The organism is Variovorax soli NBRC 106424 (assembly GCF_001591385.1).
GTDB classification, from domain to species: Bacteria; Pseudomonadota; Gammaproteobacteria; order Burkholderiales; family Burkholderiaceae_C; genus Variovorax; species Variovorax soli.
In genome coordinates, this window is record NZ_BCUU01000002.1 from 1 (window position 1) to 16,176 (window position 16,176).

Consider the following 16,176-nt stretch of genomic DNA (forward strand, 5'->3'; position numbering starts at 1 on the left):
CCGGCAGCGGCAGTCGCAGCGCCCGCAACGGCCACGGAAGGCGCCAGCGACGGCCAGCGCCAGGGCTGCGGGTCGATGCCCGCACCGGCCGTGGCAGCCGGTGTGGTGAGCGGACTCCAGGCCAGCGCCTGCGCGCGCTCCAGGTCGTCGAAGCGGGGGTTAGCGGTGTTCATGGTGAGGGTTCCATCCCAGTCGGCTCACCAGGGCGGCCAGCGCGAACACGCCCGCCAGGATCACCATGGCGATGGCGCTGGCGTAGCCCCAGAAGGAGAAGTTGAAGGCCTGCACGAAGCCGTAGTAGTTGGTGACCTCGGTCACCGTGCCGGGCCCGCCGTTGGTCAGCACGTAGATCAGCGGAAAGGCCTTGAAGCTGTCGATGAGGCGAAAGAGCGCGCACACCACCAGCACCGGCCGCAGGTGCGGCAGCACGATGAAGCGGAACACCTGCCAGCGGTTGGCGCCGTCCAGGCGCGCGGCCTCGACAGGGCCTTGCGGCACCATCTGCAGCTGCGCCAGCACCATCAGCATGGTGAAGGGAAACCACTGCCAGGTGTCGGCCACGCTGATGGCCCACAAGGCGGTGCCGGGGTTGGCGATGAGCGAGGAGAAGGGCAGGCCCAGCGCCTCGGCCGCGCGGTGCAGCGGGCTGATGTCGGGCGTGTAGAGGATCTTCCAGATCAGCGCCACCACAATGGGCGGCAGCACCATCGGAATGAGGAAGGCTGCGCGCGTGGCCGCCAGGATGCGCGAAGGCCCGTGCAGGAGCAGGGCGATGCCCAGGCCCACGCCCACCTGCAGCGCCACGCTGGACACCGAGAGCTTGAGCTGCGTGACCACCGAGCCGAGAAAGCGCGTGTCTTCCAGCAGGTGCCGGTAGTTCACCAGCGGGTCGTCGAAGCGGAAGGTGGCCACCGGATCGGTCAGGCTCAGCGGCGTGAGGCTGGCCACCAGCAGCGCCACGGCGGGCACCAGCGTGATGGCCAGCAGCACCACGAGCGATGGCGCCAGGCCGAAGAGAAAGGCGCGCCGGCGCTCGGCCTGCCAGCTGGTGGCCGCAGCAGCATGCAGGGACATCGCCGCGCCCCCTCGCTACAGGCTGAGCCCTGAGCGTTTCAGCTCGGCAATGGACTGCGCCTGCGCCTGCTGCATGGCCTGCCTGGCCGACAGCTGCCTGGTCGCCACCAGCTCGATCGCCTTGTTGAGCTGCTGATCTACCTGCGGATAGACCGAGACGGTGCGGTACTTCATGTGCCCGGTCTTCGAGGCGAGCTCGATGGAGTCCTGCGCCAGCTTGGCCAGGTCGGTGCCGTTGATGGTCTGGCGCGCGCGGAACTCGGGCGCCTCCAGGTCCGAGCGGCGTGCCGGCGAGCCGTAGCCGGCCTGCACCGCCTTGCGCGTGGTCTGCTTGGACAGCGCCCAGGCGATGAAGGCCCAGGCTGCTTCCTTGTTCCTGGAGCCGGCCGGAATGCCCAGGCCGTGCACGGCAGTGCCGGGAAAGCGCCCCGCCGGCCCCTTGGGCACCAGGCCGAACTTCACCGTCTTGAGGGTCTTGCTGGTGGCCGCATCGCCCAGTTGCGCCAGGTACAGCTGCCCCTGGTCGGTGAAGTTCACGCGGCCCTGTTTGAGCGAGGTGATGACCTGGTCGGGCGTGTAGGTCACCGCGCCGTCGGGGCCGAACTCTCGCAGCAGGTTGGCGTAGTAGTCGGCGGCGGCAATCGCCTCGGGCGTGTCCAGCGTGGGGAAGAGGTCGTCGGGGGCCTTGCGGAACACGTCGCCGCCGAAGGCGTGCAGGTAGGGCACGAAGGTCCAGCCGTAGTGGTTGTCGGCCACGAAGCCGGCCACGCGCTCCTTCTTGTTCACCGCGCGCAGCACCTTCACGAGATCGTCGGTGCTGTCCGGAAATTCCAGCCCCGCCGCCTGCACCAGGTCGAAGCGCGACGAGGCGGTGAGCAGCGCCTCGGCCGTCCACGGCACGCCATAGAGCTTGCCGTCGCGCCCGGTCTCGGGTGCGCGGGCGCCGGGCAGGAAGTCGTTCAGGTCGAAGTCGGCCGGCGTGAGGTTGGGGTTGCGGATGTAGTCGTCCAGCGGCGTGAGCCAGCCCGAGTTGATCCAGCGGCTGGAATAGATGAAGGTGACGTTCACCACGTCGTAGGCCGTGCCCCGGGTCGACAGCTCCAGGTCCACGCGCTGGTTGTAGACCGGGAAGGAGGGCGCGTCGAAGTTCACCTTGGCGCCGGTGAGCGCCTCGAATTCCGGCAGCGCCTGCTGCAGGAATTTTGGATATGCGGCGCTGAAGGTCGACACGTTGAGCGTGACCCCGGCGTACTTCTTCGCGCCGCCCTGGGCGAGGGCGCGCGAAGCGGGCAGCAGGGCGCCGGCGCCCAGGGCGGCACCGGCGGCGAGGACCTGGCGGCGTTGCGTCGTCATGGCAGTCGGCTCTTCCTCTTCTTGATTCAGGCGCTCTGCGCGATCACCTGGCGGATCTGCTCGTCGTTCACCGCTTCCGGCCGGGTGCGGGTGCGGCTCCTGCGGCCATCCACCGAGACGGCGGCTTCGCCCTCCACCGTGACGCGGCGCACCACGCGCGGCTGGTCGCCGTAGTCGTTGATGGCGTAGTGCTGCGTGGCGCGGTTGTCCCAGATGGCCACGTCGTCCTGGCGCCAGTTCCAGCGCACCGTGTTTTCCAGCCGGATCACGCGGTTCTGCAGGATCTCGAAGATGCGCGCCGACTCCGCCGTCGTGAGGCCAGAGATGCGCTTGATGAAATGGCCCAGCAGCAGTGCGCGCTCGCCGGTCTCGGGGTGCACGTGGACCACCGGGTGCTCGGCCTCGAACACGGAGGAGACGAACACCTTTTGGTGATGCGCCAGGCGCGTGGGATCGATGTCGGTGCGCTGCGCCGCGTAGTCGTAGTCGTTGCTGTGGACGGCCCACAGGCCTTCGGCCAGGCGCTTGAGGTCCTCGGGCAGGCCTTCGTAGGCCGCCACGGTGCTGGCCCACACGGTGTCGCCGCCGTAGGCCGGAATGGTCACGCCGCGCAGGATCGACACCTTGGGAAAGGCGTCGATGAAGGTCACGTCGGTGTGCCACGAGTCGGCGCGGCCGCCCCCCTTGGAGGCGTCCAGCTCGAAGATGCGCGTGCCTTCGCGCGCCGGCACCGTGGGGTGCGCCACCGTCTTGCCGAAGCGCGCACCGAAGGCCTGGTGCTCGGCATCGTCCAGGTGGCCCTGGCCGCGCAGGAACACCACCTTGTGCTTGAGCAGCGCCGCGTACAGCTCGGAGAAGGTGGCCTCGTCCAGCGAGCCCGACAGCTTCAGGTCATGGATCTCGGCGCCGATGCGGCCGGCCAGGCGGCGCACGCGCAGGTTCTTGAAGGAGGTGTCGAAGGCCGCGTCGGCGTGCGCGGTGCTCGGTTGTGCGGTGGTCAAGGTGTGCTCCAGGCGAGTTGAAGCCATGCACTCTAGAAAAGAGAACGCCCGGAGGGAACGAACGGTTTTCGATTTGCAAACTACGGAATCATCCAAGGGCGCCATCGATGTTTTGGTTCTGAGCTTGTGCCCAATACCCGAGCGCCGGCAAAGGATCAAATAGGAAGGTAAACTTCACAGTCATCCTTCCTATCATGACGACTGCTGTCCAACCCACCCGCCCCGAAGCCGACAACGCCCATGCGCTGGCCGTGGAGCTGCGCATGCTGGCCGCCCAGCTGCGCCGCCGCCTGCGGCAGCAGGCTTCCGCCGCCGACTGGACGGAGTCGCAGCGCTCCGTGCTGCTGCGGCTGGAGCGGCAGGAAGCCGCCAGCGTCACCGAGCTGGCCGCGGCCGAAGGCGTGCGCCCGCAGTCGATGGGGGCCACGGTGGCCTCGCTCATCGAAGCGGGCTACGTCAAGGGCGCGCCCGATCCGGCCGACGGCCGCCGCACGCTGCTGTCGCTCACGCCGCTGGCGCGCAAGGTGTTCCGGCAGGTGCGCGCGGCCCGCGAGGACTGGCTGCAGCACACCATCGAGTCGCGCTACTCGGCGTCCGAACAGAAGCAGCTGGCAACGGCGGTGCGGCTGCTGCAGCGCCTGCTGGACTGACGCGATGAGCACCTTCAGATCGCTTCGCGTGCGCAACTACCGGCTGTGGGCGGCTGGCGCGCTGGTGTCCAACGTGGGCACCTGGATGCAGCGCACCGCGCAGGACTGGCTGGTGCTCACGCACCTGACGGACCACAACGCCACGGCGGTGGGCATCGTGATGGCGCTGCAGTTCGGCCCGCAATTGGCGTTGCTGCCCTTCACCGGCCTGGCGGCCGACCGGTTGAACCGCCGCAAGCTGCTCATGGCCACGCAGGCCGCCATGGGGCTGCTGGCGCTCGGGCTGGGGGTGCTCACCCTGAGCGGTGCCGCGCAGCTGTGGCATGTCTATGTGTTCGCGCTGCTGCTGGGCTGCGTGGCGGCCTTCGACGCGCCGGCGCGCCAGACCTTCGTGGCCGAACTGGTGTCCGAGGCCGATCTTTCGAATGCGGTCGCGCTCAACTCCACCTCCTTCAATGCCGCGCGCATGGTGGGCCCGGCTGTGGCGGGGCTGGTCATCGCGGGAACAGGTCCGGGAGAGGCCTTCCTGCTGAACGCGCTGTCCTTCCTGGCGGTGCTGGCGGCGCTGGCCTGCCTGCGCCAGGGCGAGCTGTTCGCGCGCGGCGGCACGGCGGCGGAACGCCGGGGCAGCCTGATGGAAGGCTTTCGCTACGTCTGGGCGCGGCCCGACCTGCGCGCCTTGCTGGCCATGCTGTTCCTGGTGTCCACCTTCGGCCTGAACTTCCCGATCTTCATCTCCACCATGTCGGTGAGCGCCTTCCATGGCGGGCCGGGCCAGTACGGCCTGCTGTCTTCGGTGATGGCGATCGGCTCGGTCACCGGGGCGCTCATGGCGGCGCGCCGGGCACAGCCGCGATTCGGCGTGCTGATGGTCGGCTCGGTGGTGTTCGGCCTGGGATGCCTGGCCGCGGCCCTGATGCCCAACGTGATCGGCTTCGGCATGACGCTGGTCGCCATCGGCGTGGCGGCGCAGACGCTCACCACGTCCACCAACAGCCTGGTGCAGCTGTCCACCGACCCGGCGCTGCGCGGCCGCGTGGTTGCCATCCTGCTGGCCATCCTGCTGGGCAGCACGCCGCTGGGCGCGCCGGTGGTGGGCTGGGTGGCCGACACCTTCGGGCCGCGCTGGGCGCTGGGCGTCGCGGCGGCAGCAGGACTCGGGTCGGCGGCCATCGGCCTGCGCTACCTGGTCCGGCACCGCGGCCTGCGGCTGCTGCGCGAGGGGCGGCGGCTTCGCTGCAGCGTGCAGCCGGTGGCGTGTGCCAACGCCGTTTCTGCGGCAGTGCCCGCTGAACAGGGTGGTGCGGCCCGCTGAATGCCGCACCGCCGCATTTTCGAAGGTGGCTTGAGCTGTCCGGGGTGCGTGTGCACAATGGTCTGCCCAACAACTACTGGGAGCAATCCTTGAACAAGCGTACCTTTCTGGCAACCGGTCTCCTGGCGGTGTTCGCAGCAGCATGTACCACCACCTCGGGCAGCAGCGGCGATCCGGCGTCGCGGCGCAGCAGCATCGATGCGCAGGTGGACAGCGCCATGACGAAGCTCTATGCGCAGGTACCAGGCTCTCGGGAACTGGTGGGCAAGGCCAAGGGCGTGCTGGTGTTCCCGTCGGTGGTGTCTGCCGGCCTGGGCATCGGTGGTTCGTACGGCCAGGGCGCCCTGCGCACCGGCACCAAGACCGACGGCTACTACAGCACCACGGCCGCATCGGTCGGCCTGCTGGCCGGCGCCGATTCCAAGGCGGTGTATGTGCTCTTCATGACGCAGGACGCACTCGACAAGTTCCGCGCCAGCAAGGGCTGGACGGCCGGCGCCGACGCTTCGGTGACCATGCTCAAGACGGGCGCCTCGGCCGCGCTCGACACGCAGACCGCGCGCCAGCCGGTGCTGGGCTATGCGCTGAGCAACGCCGGGCTGATGGCCAACCTGAGCATCGACGGCACCAAGGTCAACAAGCTCGACCTCTGAGCTTGCCGGCCTGACCGCGCGTGCCATTCGGCACGCCTCTCGAATTACGCTGGGTGCTCCTCGCGCAGGCCAGCGATCAAGGCCCGTTTGCCGCTTGTTGCGGCAGACGGGTTTTTTTCTTTCTTGATCTGGATCAGCCCTACCTCGTTTGAGCGTTGACACTCCGAACGTAGTTGACTTTAATTTGCCAAGTTTTCCGAGTGCTACTGACTCCACCTCTGAAAGCCCACGATGCAAGAGCAACAACGGAGCCTCGCCCCAGATCCTCAGCGCAAGAAGGAGGAGTGGCGAAGCTTTCTCTTTCTCACCGCCGTCATGGTGCCGGTGCTCACAGTCATGTTCGTGGGCGGCTACGGATTCGTCGTCTGGATGACTCAACTGGTGAGTGGCCCGCCATCTCACTAGAAGCCGAAGAGAAGCCAACCCTTTCCCGTGCAACGGAGTGCGGGAATTCGATGCAACCAAACCATGCGCTGCCGGCGCGAGGGGGAACGGCCATGCTTGACACGAGCGTTTGCGAACACGACCCGCCGCCGGGGTCGCCCGACGAATGGCACATCGCCGGTGTCGTCGTCCACGCCAATCCCGACATGACCGACCGGGTCCGCCAGTCCATCGAGTTGATGGCCGGCGCCGAGGTGCATGCCACCAATGCGGCCGGCAAGCTGGTGGTGACGCTGGAGGCGCCCAGTTCGCGGGCCATCTCGGCCCACCTCGAGCACATGCAAAGGCTGCAGGGCGTTCTGGCGGCCACGCTGGTCTACCAGCATTGCGAGGACATGGCATCGATGCAGGAGGAATTGGACGATGAGCACACGCCGGGACTTCATTAAGCGGACCGCCATGGCCGCCACCGCATCGGTGGCCGGCATCACGCTGCCGGCGGAGGCGGCCAATTTCGTCACCGACAGCGACATGACGCGCCTGAAGTGGTCGAAGGCGCCGTGCCGCTTCTGCGGCACCGGCTGCGGCGTGACGGTGGCCGTCAAGGACAACAAGGTGGTGGCCACCCAGGGCGACCCGCAGGCCGAGGTGAACCGCGGCCTGAACTGCGTCAAGGGCTACTTCCTCTCCAAGATCATGTACGGCAAGGACCGGCTCACGCAGCCGCTGCTGCGCATGAAGAACGGCAAGTACGACAAGGACGGCGAGTTCGCCCCGGTGAGCTGGGACCAGGCCTTCGACGTCATGGAGCAGCAGTTCAAGAAGGCGCTGAAGGACAAGGGGCCCACCTCGGTGGGCATGTTCGGCTCGGGCCAGTGGACGGTGTGGGAAGGCTATGCGGCCGTCAAGCTCATGAAGGCGGGCTTTCGCAGCAACAACATCGACCCCAACGCACGCCATTGCATGGCCTCGGCGGTGGCCGGTTTCATGCGCACTTTCGGCATGGACGAGCCGATGGGCTGCTACGACGACTTCGAGCATGCCGACGCCTTCGTGCTGTGGGGCTCGAACATGGCGGAGATGCATCCCATCCTGTGGACGCGCATCACCGACCGGCGGCTGAGCTATCCGAAGACGAAGGTGGCGGTGCTGTCCACCTTCGGGCATCGCAGCTTCGACCTGGCGGATGTGCCGGTCATCTTCAAGCCGCAGACCGACCTGGCGATCCTGAATTTCATCGCCAACCACATCATCAAGAACAACAAGGTCAACCGCGACTTCGTCAACAAGCACACGGTGTTCAAGGAGGGCGTGACCGACATCGGATACGGCCTGCGCCCGGACCACCCGCTGCAGAAGGCGGCCAAGAACGCGGCCGACCCCGGCGCGGCCAAGCCCATCACCTACGAGGAGTTCGCGGCCTTCGTGGCCAAGTACGACGTCGACTCGGTGAGCAAGCTCTCGGGCGTCCCCAAGGACAAGCTGATCAAGCTGGCCGAGCTGTACGCGGACCCGAACATCAAGGTGATGTCGCTGTGGACCATGGGTTTCAACCAGCACACGCGGGGCACGTGGGCCAACAACATGGTCTACAACCTGCACCTGCTCACGGGAAAGATCGCCACGCCGGGGAACAGCCCCATGTCGCTCACCGGCCAACCCTCGGCCTGCGGCACCGCGCGTGAGGTGGGCACCTTCTCGCATCGGCTGCCGGCCGACATGCTGGTGGCCAACCCCAAGCACCGGGAAAAGGCCGAGGAGATCTGGAAGCTGCCCGCGGGCACCATCCCCGACAAGCCGGGCTTCCACGCGGTGCTGCAGAACCGCATGCTCAAGGACGGCAAGCTCAATGCCTACTGGGTGCAGTGCAACAACAACATGCAGGCAGCGGCCAACCTCATGGAAGAGGGCTACCCGGGGTACCGCAACCCGGACAACTTCGTGGTGGTGTCGGACGTGTACCCCACTGTCACGGCGCTGTCGGCCGACCTGATCCTGCCCACCGCCATGTGGGTGGAAAAGGAAGGCGCCTACGGCAACGCCGAGCGCCGCACGCAGTTCTGGCACCAGCTGGTCGATGCCCCCGGGGAGGCGAAATCGGACCTGTGGCAGCTGGTGGAGTTCTCCAAGCGCTTCAAGGTGGAGGACGTGTGGCCGGCCGAGCTGATCGCCAAGAAGCCCGAACTGCGCGGCAAGTCGCTCTTCGAGGTGCTCTACAAGAACGGCAATGTGGACAAGTTCTCCAGCGCCGAGGTCGACAGGGACTACGCCAACGCCGAGGCCAAGGCCTTCGGCTTCTACATCCAGAAGGGCCTGTTCGAGGAATACGCGAGCTTCGGCCGCGGCCACGGGCATGACCTGGCGCCCTTCGACACGTACCACGAGGTGCGCGGCCTGCGCTGGCCGGTGGTGGACGGAAAGGAAACGCGCTGGCGCTACAAGGAGGGCACCGATCCCTACGTGAAGGCCGGCACGGGCTACCAGTTCTACGGAAACCCGGACGGCAAGGCGGTGATCTTCGCGCTGCCCTACGAGCCGCCGGCCGAGTCGCCCGACAAGGAATACCCGATGTGGCTGGCCACCGGCCGCGTGCTGGAGCACTGGCACTCGGGCTCCATGACGCGTCGCGTGCCGGAGCTGTACCGGGCCTTCCCCAATGCGGTCTGCTTCATGCACCCGGAAGATGCGAAGGCGCTGGGCGTGCGGCGCGGCGTGGAGGTGGAGGTGGTGTCGCGGCGCGGCAAGATGCGCACCCGCGTCGAGACGCGCGGGCGCGACACGCCGCCGCGTGGCCTGGTCTTCGTGCCCTGGTTCGATGCCAGCCAGCTGATCAACAAGGTCACGCTGGACGCCACCTGCCCGATCTCGCTGCAGACCGACTTCAAGAAGTGCGCGGTCAAGATCGTGAAGGTCTGAACATGACAGGAGGAAAGCCCATGTTCATGCACTCACTTTGGCACTCGGTGCGCCTGGCCGCCTTCCTGCTGCTGGCCGGTTTGGCCGGTGTCGCCGCCCAGGCGCAATCCAAGGGCGCGCCGCCGGCGCCGGTGGTCGACTCGATGCGCGGTGCAACGCCGGTCGACAAGGAAAGCAGCCCGCCCATCCTCTACGCGACGGAGAACAAGGACGTGCGCCGCACGCGCAACTACGCGATGCAGCCGCCGACCATTCCGCATGCCATCGACAACTACCAGGTCGACAAGGAATTCAACCGCTGCATGTTCTGCCACGCGCGCACCGCGGCCGAGGCGGCCAAGTCCGTCCCGGTGAGCATCACACACTACATGGACCGCGACAACAACGTGCTGGCCGATGTGTCGCCGCGCCGCTATTTCTGCACGCAGTGCCACGTGCCGCAAGCCGACGCCAAGCCGCTGGTGGGCAACAACTTCGTGGACGTGGAGCAGTTGCTGCAGCGCAAGCCCGGCGTCATGGGTTCGTCCAAGTAGGCAGACAGGCGCCATGTTCGACCTCATCAAGCGCTACTGGAAGACCATCACCCGACCCAGTGCCTACTACAGCCTGGGCTTCCTGACGCTGGGCGGCTTCGTCGCCGGCGTGGTGTTCTGGGGCGCCTTCAACACCGCGCTGGAGCTGACCAACACCGAAACCTTCTGCACCGGCTGCCACGAGATGCGGGACAACGTCTACCAGGAGCTGCAGACCACCATCCACTTCACCAACCGCAGCGGCGTGCGCGCCAAGTGTTCCGATTGCCACGTTCCGCACAACTGGACCACCAAGATCGCCCGCAAGATGCAGGCGTCGAAGGAGGTGTGGGGCAAGATCTTCGGCACCATCAGCACGCGCGAGAAGTTCCTCGACAAGCGGCTGGAGCTGGCGCAGCACGAGTGGGCGCGCTTCAAGGCCAACGATTCGCTCGAGTGCCGCAACTGCCACGACTACGGCTCCATGGACTTCACCCGGCAAAGCCCGCGCGCGGCCGAGATGCACTCGACCTACCTGGCCAACAAGGAAAAGACCTGCATCGACTGCCACAAGGGCATCGCCCACCACCTGCCCGACGTGGCCAAGGCAAAGGAGCAGTAGCGCGTGGGTCCTGCCAGTGCTGGCGCAGCAACCGCAGACACGGCACTTCGTGCCCAGGGGTTGAGCTTTTCGCGCGGCGGTCGGCGCGTGTTCGAAGGCGTCGGATTCGAGCTGCATGCGGGGCAGTTGCTCCAGGTGCTGGGCGCCAACGGCAGCGGCAAGACCAGCCTGTTGCGCGTGCTGGGCGGGCTGCTCCCTGCGGATGAGGGTGAGCTGTGCTGGGGCGGCGAGCCGGTGCGCAGCGGCGAGCCGGAGTTTCTCCAGGCCGTGGCCTACCTGGGCCACGCCAATGGCATCGACGCCGATCTCAGCGCAGCGGAAAACCTGCGCTTTGCCGCGAGGATGGCCGGGGTCGACGATTCGCCGGCGCGCGTGACCGATGCCTTGCGCGCAATGGGACTGGACCCAGCGTCCCGGGCGCCGGTGCGCACGCTTTCGCAAGGCCAGCGGCGCCGCGTGGCTCTGGCGCGGCTCGCGCTCCTGCGCCGCACGCTGTGGCTGCTGGACGAGCCGGTGAGCTCGCTCGATGCCGCCTCGGGCGAGCGCTTCTTCGCGCAGCTGGCCGACCATCTGCGCCAAGGCGGCATGGCGGTGGTGGCCACGCACGAGCTGCTGCCGGGTGCTTCGCAGACACTGCAGCTGCAGGGGTGACAAGCATGGCCCGCGCCTTCCTCGCCATCGTGCTGCACGACCTGTCCTTGGCCTGGCGGCGCCGCGGCAGTGCCCTGTCGAGTCTGCTGTTCTTCATCATTGTCTGCAGCCTGTTTCCCTTGGCCCTCGGCCCCGAGCCGCAGCAACTGCGCACCCTGGCGCCCGGCATCCTGTGGGTGGCGGCGCTGCTCGCATCGATGCTGTCGCTGTCGCGCCTGTTCGTGCAGGAGCATGCGGACGGCAGCCTGGAGCAACTGCTGCTCTCGCCGCACCCGCTGGCGCTGCTCGCGCTGGCCAAGACCTGCGCGCACTGGCTCACGAGCGGCCTGCCCCTGCTGCTGCTCACGCCGCTGCTGGCCCAGCAGTACAGCCTGCCGGCGGCGCCGGCGCTGCTGCTGGCCGTGTCGCTGCTCATCGGCACGCCGGTGCTCAGCCTGGTCGGGGCGGTGGGCGCGGCGCTGACGCTGGGGGTGCGCGGCGGTGCCGTGCTGCTGTGCATCCTGGTGCTGCCCTTGTGCACGCCGGTGCTGATCTTCGGCGTCGGCGCCGCGGCCGCGGCGGATGCGGGCATGAGCGTGCTGCCGCAACTGTCGCTGCTGGGTGCCTGCCTGGCGCTGGCGCTTTTTCTCTGCCCGCTGGCCACCGCGGCCAGCCTCCGAATCGCGATGGAATGATCCAAGAATGAGCCGAGCCTTTCCACCGCCACACACGCTGGCCGCGGCGCCGGCGCGGCGCCAAGCGTCGCGCTGGCTGGCCTATGCGTCGCCGGTGCGCTTCTATCCGCTGGCAGGCCGCATGGCGCCGTGGTTCTTCGCGGCCGCGGCGCTTTTCGCACTCGCGGGCCTCTGGGTCGGGTTCTTCGTGGCGCCCGCCGATGCCCAGCAGGGCGAGGTCTACCGCATCATCTTCATCCATGTGCCCGCCGCCTGGATGTCGATGTTCATCTACCTGGTGATGGCGATGTACTGCGCGCTGGCGCTGGTGCTGCGCACGCGGCTGTCGTCCATGATGGCTTCGGCGCTGGCACCCACCGGCGCGATGTTCACTGCCATAGCGCTCGTCAGCGGCGCCCTTTGGGGGGAGCCGACCTGGGGTACCTGGTGGGTGTGGGATGCGCGCCTGACCTCCGAGCTGCTGCTGCTTTTCCTGTACCTGGGCTTCATCGCGCTGGAGTCGGCCATCGACGAGCCGCGGCGGGCCGAGCGCGCCTGCGCCGTGCTGGCGCTGGTGGGCACGGTGAACCTGCCGGTCATCTATTTCTCGGTGCGCTGGTGGAACACGCTGCACCAGGGCGCGTCGGTGAGCCTCACGGCGGCGCCGTCGATGGCCCATACGATGCTGGCCGGCATGCTGCTGATGGCGCTGGCCTGCTGGATGTATGCCATTGCCGTGGCCTTGGTGCGGGTGCGCTGCATCCTGCGCGAGCGCGGCCTGGCCGGCGCAGTCGTGGAGGGCCGCGCATGAAGCTGCTGTCCGACATCTTCGCCGGCGGCCATGCGAGCTTCGTGGCTGCGGCCTTCGCCTCGGCCATCGCGTTGATCGGTGCGGAGCTGGTGCTGCTTCGCCGCCGTGCGCGCAAGGCGCGGGAGTCGCACCCATGACCCGCCGCCAACGCCGTCTTGCCATCCTGCTGGCTGCGCTGCTATGCGGCGGCGCAGCCGTGGCGCTGGTGCTGAACGCCTTCAACTCCAACCTAGTGTTCTTCTTCAGCCCGAGCCAGGTCGCGGCCAGGGAAGCGCCCGTGGCGCGCAGCTTCCGCCTGGGCGGCCTGGTGGAGCCCAACTCGGTGCGCCGCGAGGGCGACGGCATGACGATCCGCTTCGTGGTCACCGATTCGGCGCGCACTGTCCCGGTGGTCTATCGCGGCCTGCTGCCCGACCTGTTCCGCGAAGGCAAGGGCGTGGTGGCCCGAGGCAAGCTGCAGGAGGACGGCACCTTCGTCGCCACCGAGGTACTGGCCAAGCACGACGAGAACTACATGCCGCCCGAGGCGGCCGATGCGCTGCACAAGGCCGAGCAGGTGCGCCGGCAGATGGGCGCGGGGGCCGATCCGCGATGAACGCCGAATTGGGCCACTTCAGCCTGATCCTCGCCTTGCTGGTTGCGGCCGTGCAGGCCGTGCTGCCGCTGGCGGGCGCCGCGGCAGGCCGGCCGCGCTGGATGGCCGTTGCCAAGCCCGCCGCGCGGCTGCAATGCGTGCTGGTGCTTCTGGCCTTTGCGGCACTGACGTGGTGCTTTGTCGATAACGACTTCAGCGTGCGCTACGTCGCCACCAATTCCAACAGCGCCCTGCCGCTGCCTTATCGGATGGCTGCGGTGTGGGGATCGCACGAGGGTTCGATGCTCCTGTGGACGCTGATGCTGGCGCTTTGGTCGGCGGCCGTGTCGGTGTTCAGCCGGCAACTGCCGAGCGTGGAGGTGGCCCGGGTGCTGGCGGTCATGGGCATCGTCAGCGTGGGCTTCCTCGCCTTCCTGTTGTTTGCGTCGAACCCCTTCACCCGGCTGCTGCCGCCGGCCATGGAAGGGCGCGACCTCAATCCGCTGCTCCAGGACCCTGGCATGGTGTTTCACCCACCCATGCTCTACATGGGCTACGTGGGCTTCTCGGTGAGCTTTTCCTTCGCGGTGGCGGCCCTGCTGGCGGGCCGGCTCGATGCAGCATGGGCCCGCTGGTCGCGGCCCTGGACTATTGCCGCCTGGTGCTTCCTCACGCTGGGCATCATGCTAGGCAGCGCCTGGGCCTACTACGAGCTGGGCTGGGGCGGCTGGTGGTTCTGGGACCCGGTGGAGAACGCCTCCTTCATGCCCTGGCTGGCGGGCACCGCGCTCATGCATTCGCTGGCCGTGACGGAAAAGCGCGGCGCCTTTCGCGCGTGGACGGTGCTGCTGGCGCTGTTCACCTTCTCGCTGAGCCTGCTGGGCACTTTCCTCGTGCGCTCTGGCGTGCTGACCTCGGTGCATGCCTTCGCGGTCGATCCGCTGCGCGGCACCTTCATCCTGGTGCTGCTGGCGCTGACGACCGGCGGGGCCCTGCTGCTGTTCGCCGTGCGAGCGCCGCAGCTCGCGCGGCGCGTCGGCTTTGCCGCCGTCTCGCGCGAGACTTTCCTGCTGGCCAACAACGTTCTGCTGGCGGTGGCGGTCGCCACCGTGCTGCTGGGCACGCTGTATCCGCTCCTGGTCGACGTGCTGGAGCTCGGAAAGATCTCCGTGGGGCCGGCCTATTTCGAACAGGTCTTCGTGCCGCTGATGGCGCCTGCCGTCTTCCTCATGGGCGCCGCGCCGCTGGCCCGCTGGCGCGACCAGCCGTTGCCCGAGCTCGCGCAACGGCTGCGCTGGTCCCTGGCCGGCAGCCTGGCGCTGGGCCTGGCGCTGCTGGCCGTGCTGCGGCATCCGTCGGCACTCGTCGGCCTGGGGCTGGTGCTGTCCTTCTGGTGCGTGGCCAGCGCGGGCGCCAGCCTGGCCGTCCAGTTGCGCCATGCGCCCGATCGTTGGAAAGCCCTGCGCCAGTTGCCCGCTTCGTACCTGGGCATGCTGGGGGCCCACATCGGCGTGGGTGTGTTCATTGCCGGGGCGACGCTCTCGGGCAGCCAGGAATCCATGCGCGAGCTTCCGATGAAGCCCGGCCAGAGCGTGGAAGTCGGCGGCTACGACTTCCGCTTCGAAGGCGTGGTGTCCGAAGGCGGGCCCAACTACGACGCCCTGCGCGGCACGCTCGTTGCCAGCCGTGACGGGCGCCCGCTGGCCACGCTGCATCCGGAGCGGCGCATGTACCGCAGCCAGCAGATGCCGACCACCGAGGCGGCGATCGACAGCGGCTTCACGCGCGACCTGTACGTGGCGCTCGGCGAATCGCTGGGCGAAGACCGCTGGGCGCTGCGCCTTCACGTCAAGCCCTTTGTCGACTGGATCTGGGCCGGCTGCATCCTGATGGCGCTGGGCGGTTTGCTCGCGGCCAGCGACCGGCGCTATCGCCTTCGCCGCCGCGCTGCCGGGTCGAAGGCGGCGCGCCTTCCTTCGGCCGGCGTGGCGCAGGAGGAGCTGCGGGCATGACGCGCTTCCTGCTGCCGTTTGCCGTTTTCATCGCCATCGGTCTGGCGCTGATGGCGGGGCTGCGGCGCGACCCGCGCGAGCTGCCCTCCGCCCTTGTCGGCAAACCTGCGCCGGCCTTCGAGTTGCCTGTGCTCGAAGCCGACGGCCGGACGGTGCGCGCGAGCGACTTGCGCGGCAAGGTCTGGCTGCTCAACGTCTGGGCTTCATGGTGCGGCCCCTGCCAGCTCGAGCATCCGCTGATCATGGACCTTGCCAGGCAGACCAGGGTGCCGGTCGTGGGGCTCAACTACAAGGACAAGCCCGAGGCCGCGCGTGCCTGGCTGCAGCGCCTGGGCAATCCGTACAGCGCGACGCTGGTCGACCCGGACGGGCGCACCGGCATCGACTTCGGCGTGTACGGCGTGCCCGAGACCTTCGTGATCGACGGCGAAGGCATCGTGCGCTTTCGGCAGGCTGGCCCGTTGACGGCCGAGGCGCTCGAGAAGCGCGTGCTGCCGCTCATGCGCCAACTGGAAATGGAGCGGGTCGATGCGCGGCACTAGGCTTGTTTCGGCCGCACTGCTGCTGTGGGCCGCTTCGTTTGCCGCTGCGGCGCCGGCCAGCGATGCGGAACTCGATGCGCGCGCGCATGCCTTGTCGCAGCAGTTGCGCTGCGTCGTGTGCCAGAACCAGACGCTGGCCGACTCCAATGCCGAACTCGCGGTCGACCTGCGCCGCCAGATTCGCCAGCAACTGGCCGGCGGCGCCGACGAGCAGGCGGTGAAGGACTGGATCGCGCAGCGCTACGGCGACTTCGTGCTGTACAAGCCGCCGCTCAAGCCGCTGACATGGCTGCTCTGGTTCGGCCCCGCGCTGCTGCTGGTCATTGTGGTCGGCGTGCTGATGGGCATGCGCCGCCGCCATGCCCGCGCGCCGGAGCCCGGCCTGCAGGCTGACGAACGCCTGCGGCTGGAGGCGATGCTCCAGGCCGAGGGCAAGGAGCCGGCGCCGTGACG

At 68.2% G+C, this 16,176-nt stretch carries 19 protein-coding genes; 16 read left to right on the forward strand and 3 right to left on the reverse strand.

The genetic code is table 11. From position 1 onward, the window contains the following. Positions 1-159: 159 nt before the first annotated feature. From VSO01S_RS00710 to VSO01S_RS00720, 3 genes are read right to left on the reverse strand one after another with little or no spacing between them, the layout of a single operon-like run. On the reverse strand, positions 160-1,074 hold the full coding sequence (locus tag VSO01S_RS00710; protein WP_068639885.1) for a carbohydrate ABC transporter permease: 915 nt from the start codon (positions 1,072-1,074) through the stop codon (positions 160-162). Positions 1,075-1,089: 15 nt separating this feature from the next. Continuing rightward, positions 1,090-2,427: an ABC transporter substrate-binding protein gene (locus VSO01S_RS00715; protein WP_068639886.1), complete on the reverse strand. Its 1,338-nt coding sequence runs from the start codon at positions 2,425-2,427 to the stop codon at positions 1,090-1,092. Between the two features lie 26 nt (positions 2,428-2,453). After that, positions 2,454-3,455, reverse strand: a complete 1,002-nt coding sequence (locus tag VSO01S_RS00720; RefSeq protein ID WP_068639887.1) for a TauD/TfdA dioxygenase family protein — start codon at positions 3,453-3,455, stop codon at positions 2,454-2,456. A 167-nt stretch (positions 3,456-3,622) separates the two neighbouring features. Here VSO01S_RS00720 and VSO01S_RS00725 point away from each other — a divergent pair, with 167 nt between their 5' ends. The 16 genes from VSO01S_RS00725 (at position 3,623) to VSO01S_RS00795 (ending at position 16,174) form a co-directional block, all read left to right on the forward strand. Continuing rightward, on the forward strand, positions 3,623-4,078 hold the full coding sequence (locus tag VSO01S_RS00725; RefSeq protein ID WP_068639888.1) for a MarR family winged helix-turn-helix transcriptional regulator: 456 nt from the start codon (positions 3,623-3,625) through the stop codon (positions 4,076-4,078). Positions 4,079-4,082: 4 nt separating this feature from the next. Next, positions 4,083-5,393: an MFS transporter gene (locus VSO01S_RS00730; protein WP_068639889.1), complete on the forward strand. Its 1,311-nt coding sequence runs from the start codon at positions 4,083-4,085 to the stop codon at positions 5,391-5,393. A gap of 89 nt (positions 5,394-5,482) precedes the next feature. Further along, the gene (locus VSO01S_RS00735; protein ID WP_068640008.1) at positions 5,483-6,046 is read left to right on the forward strand and encodes a BPSL1445 family SYLF domain-containing lipoprotein; all 564 of its coding nucleotides are present in this window, start codon (positions 5,483-5,485) and stop codon (positions 6,044-6,046) included. Positions 6,047-6,277: 231 nt separating this feature from the next. Next, entirely contained in the window at positions 6,278-6,451 is a 174-nt protein-coding gene (gene napE / locus VSO01S_RS00740) for a periplasmic nitrate reductase, NapE protein (protein WP_068639890.1), read from the forward strand. A 92-nt stretch (positions 6,452-6,543) separates the two neighbouring features. Beyond that, positions 6,544-6,879, forward strand: coding sequence for a chaperone NapD (locus tag VSO01S_RS00745; RefSeq protein WP_068639891.1), 336 nt, complete (start codon positions 6,544-6,546; stop codon positions 6,877-6,879). Then, positions 6,854-9,346 (forward strand): periplasmic nitrate reductase subunit alpha, encoded by a 2,493-nt coding sequence (gene napA, locus VSO01S_RS00750; RefSeq protein WP_068639892.1) that lies wholly within the window; start codon positions 6,854-6,856, stop codon positions 9,344-9,346. The genes VSO01S_RS00745 and napA overlap by 26 nt, the downstream gene beginning before the upstream one ends. Positions 9,347-9,366: 20 nt before the next feature. Continuing rightward, positions 9,367-9,879 (forward strand): nitrate reductase cytochrome c-type subunit, encoded by a 513-nt coding sequence (locus VSO01S_RS00755; RefSeq protein WP_068639893.1) that lies wholly within the window; start codon positions 9,367-9,369, stop codon positions 9,877-9,879. 13 nt (positions 9,880-9,892) lie between these two features. Further along, on the forward strand, positions 9,893-10,480 hold the full coding sequence (locus tag VSO01S_RS00760; protein ID WP_068639894.1) for a cytochrome c3 family protein: 588 nt from the start codon (positions 9,893-9,895) through the stop codon (positions 10,478-10,480). 3 nt (positions 10,481-10,483) lie between these two features. Beyond that, complete coding sequence (ccmA, locus tag VSO01S_RS00765) at positions 10,484-11,131, forward strand: cytochrome c biogenesis heme-transporting ATPase CcmA (protein WP_068639895.1); 648 nt, start codon at positions 10,484-10,486, stop codon at positions 11,129-11,131. 5 nt (positions 11,132-11,136) lie between these two features. Further along, on the forward strand, positions 11,137-11,805 hold the full coding sequence (ccmB, locus tag VSO01S_RS00770) for a heme exporter protein CcmB (RefSeq protein ID WP_068639896.1): 669 nt from the start codon (positions 11,137-11,139) through the stop codon (positions 11,803-11,805). A 7-nt stretch (positions 11,806-11,812) separates the two neighbouring features. Further along, positions 11,813-12,595, forward strand: coding sequence for a heme ABC transporter permease CcmC (ccmC, locus tag VSO01S_RS00775; protein ID WP_068639897.1), 783 nt, complete (start codon positions 11,813-11,815; stop codon positions 12,593-12,595). Next, on the forward strand, positions 12,592-12,732 hold the full coding sequence (gene ccmD, locus VSO01S_RS26960) for a heme exporter protein CcmD (protein WP_153305085.1): 141 nt from the start codon (positions 12,592-12,594) through the stop codon (positions 12,730-12,732). The genes ccmC and ccmD overlap by 4 nt, the downstream gene beginning before the upstream one ends. Continuing rightward, a complete protein-coding gene (gene ccmE, locus VSO01S_RS00780) occupies positions 12,729-13,190 on the forward strand; it encodes a cytochrome c maturation protein CcmE (RefSeq protein WP_068639898.1) in 462 nt (153 codons plus the stop codon). Before ccmD ends, ccmE begins: the two co-directional genes overlap by 4 nt. Further along, on the forward strand, positions 13,187-15,181 hold the full coding sequence (locus tag VSO01S_RS00785; RefSeq protein ID WP_068639899.1) for a heme lyase CcmF/NrfE family subunit: 1,995 nt from the start codon (positions 13,187-13,189) through the stop codon (positions 15,179-15,181). The genes ccmE and VSO01S_RS00785 overlap by 4 nt, the downstream gene beginning before the upstream one ends. Then, on the forward strand, positions 15,178-15,723 hold the full coding sequence (locus VSO01S_RS00790) for a DsbE family thiol:disulfide interchange protein (protein WP_068639900.1): 546 nt from the start codon (positions 15,178-15,180) through the stop codon (positions 15,721-15,723). Before VSO01S_RS00785 ends, VSO01S_RS00790 begins: the two co-directional genes overlap by 4 nt. Continuing rightward, complete coding sequence (locus VSO01S_RS00795; protein ID WP_068639901.1) at positions 15,710-16,174, forward strand: cytochrome c-type biogenesis protein; 465 nt, start codon at positions 15,710-15,712, stop codon at positions 16,172-16,174. Before VSO01S_RS00790 ends, VSO01S_RS00795 begins: the two co-directional genes overlap by 14 nt. Positions 16,175-16,176: the final 2 nt, after the last annotated feature.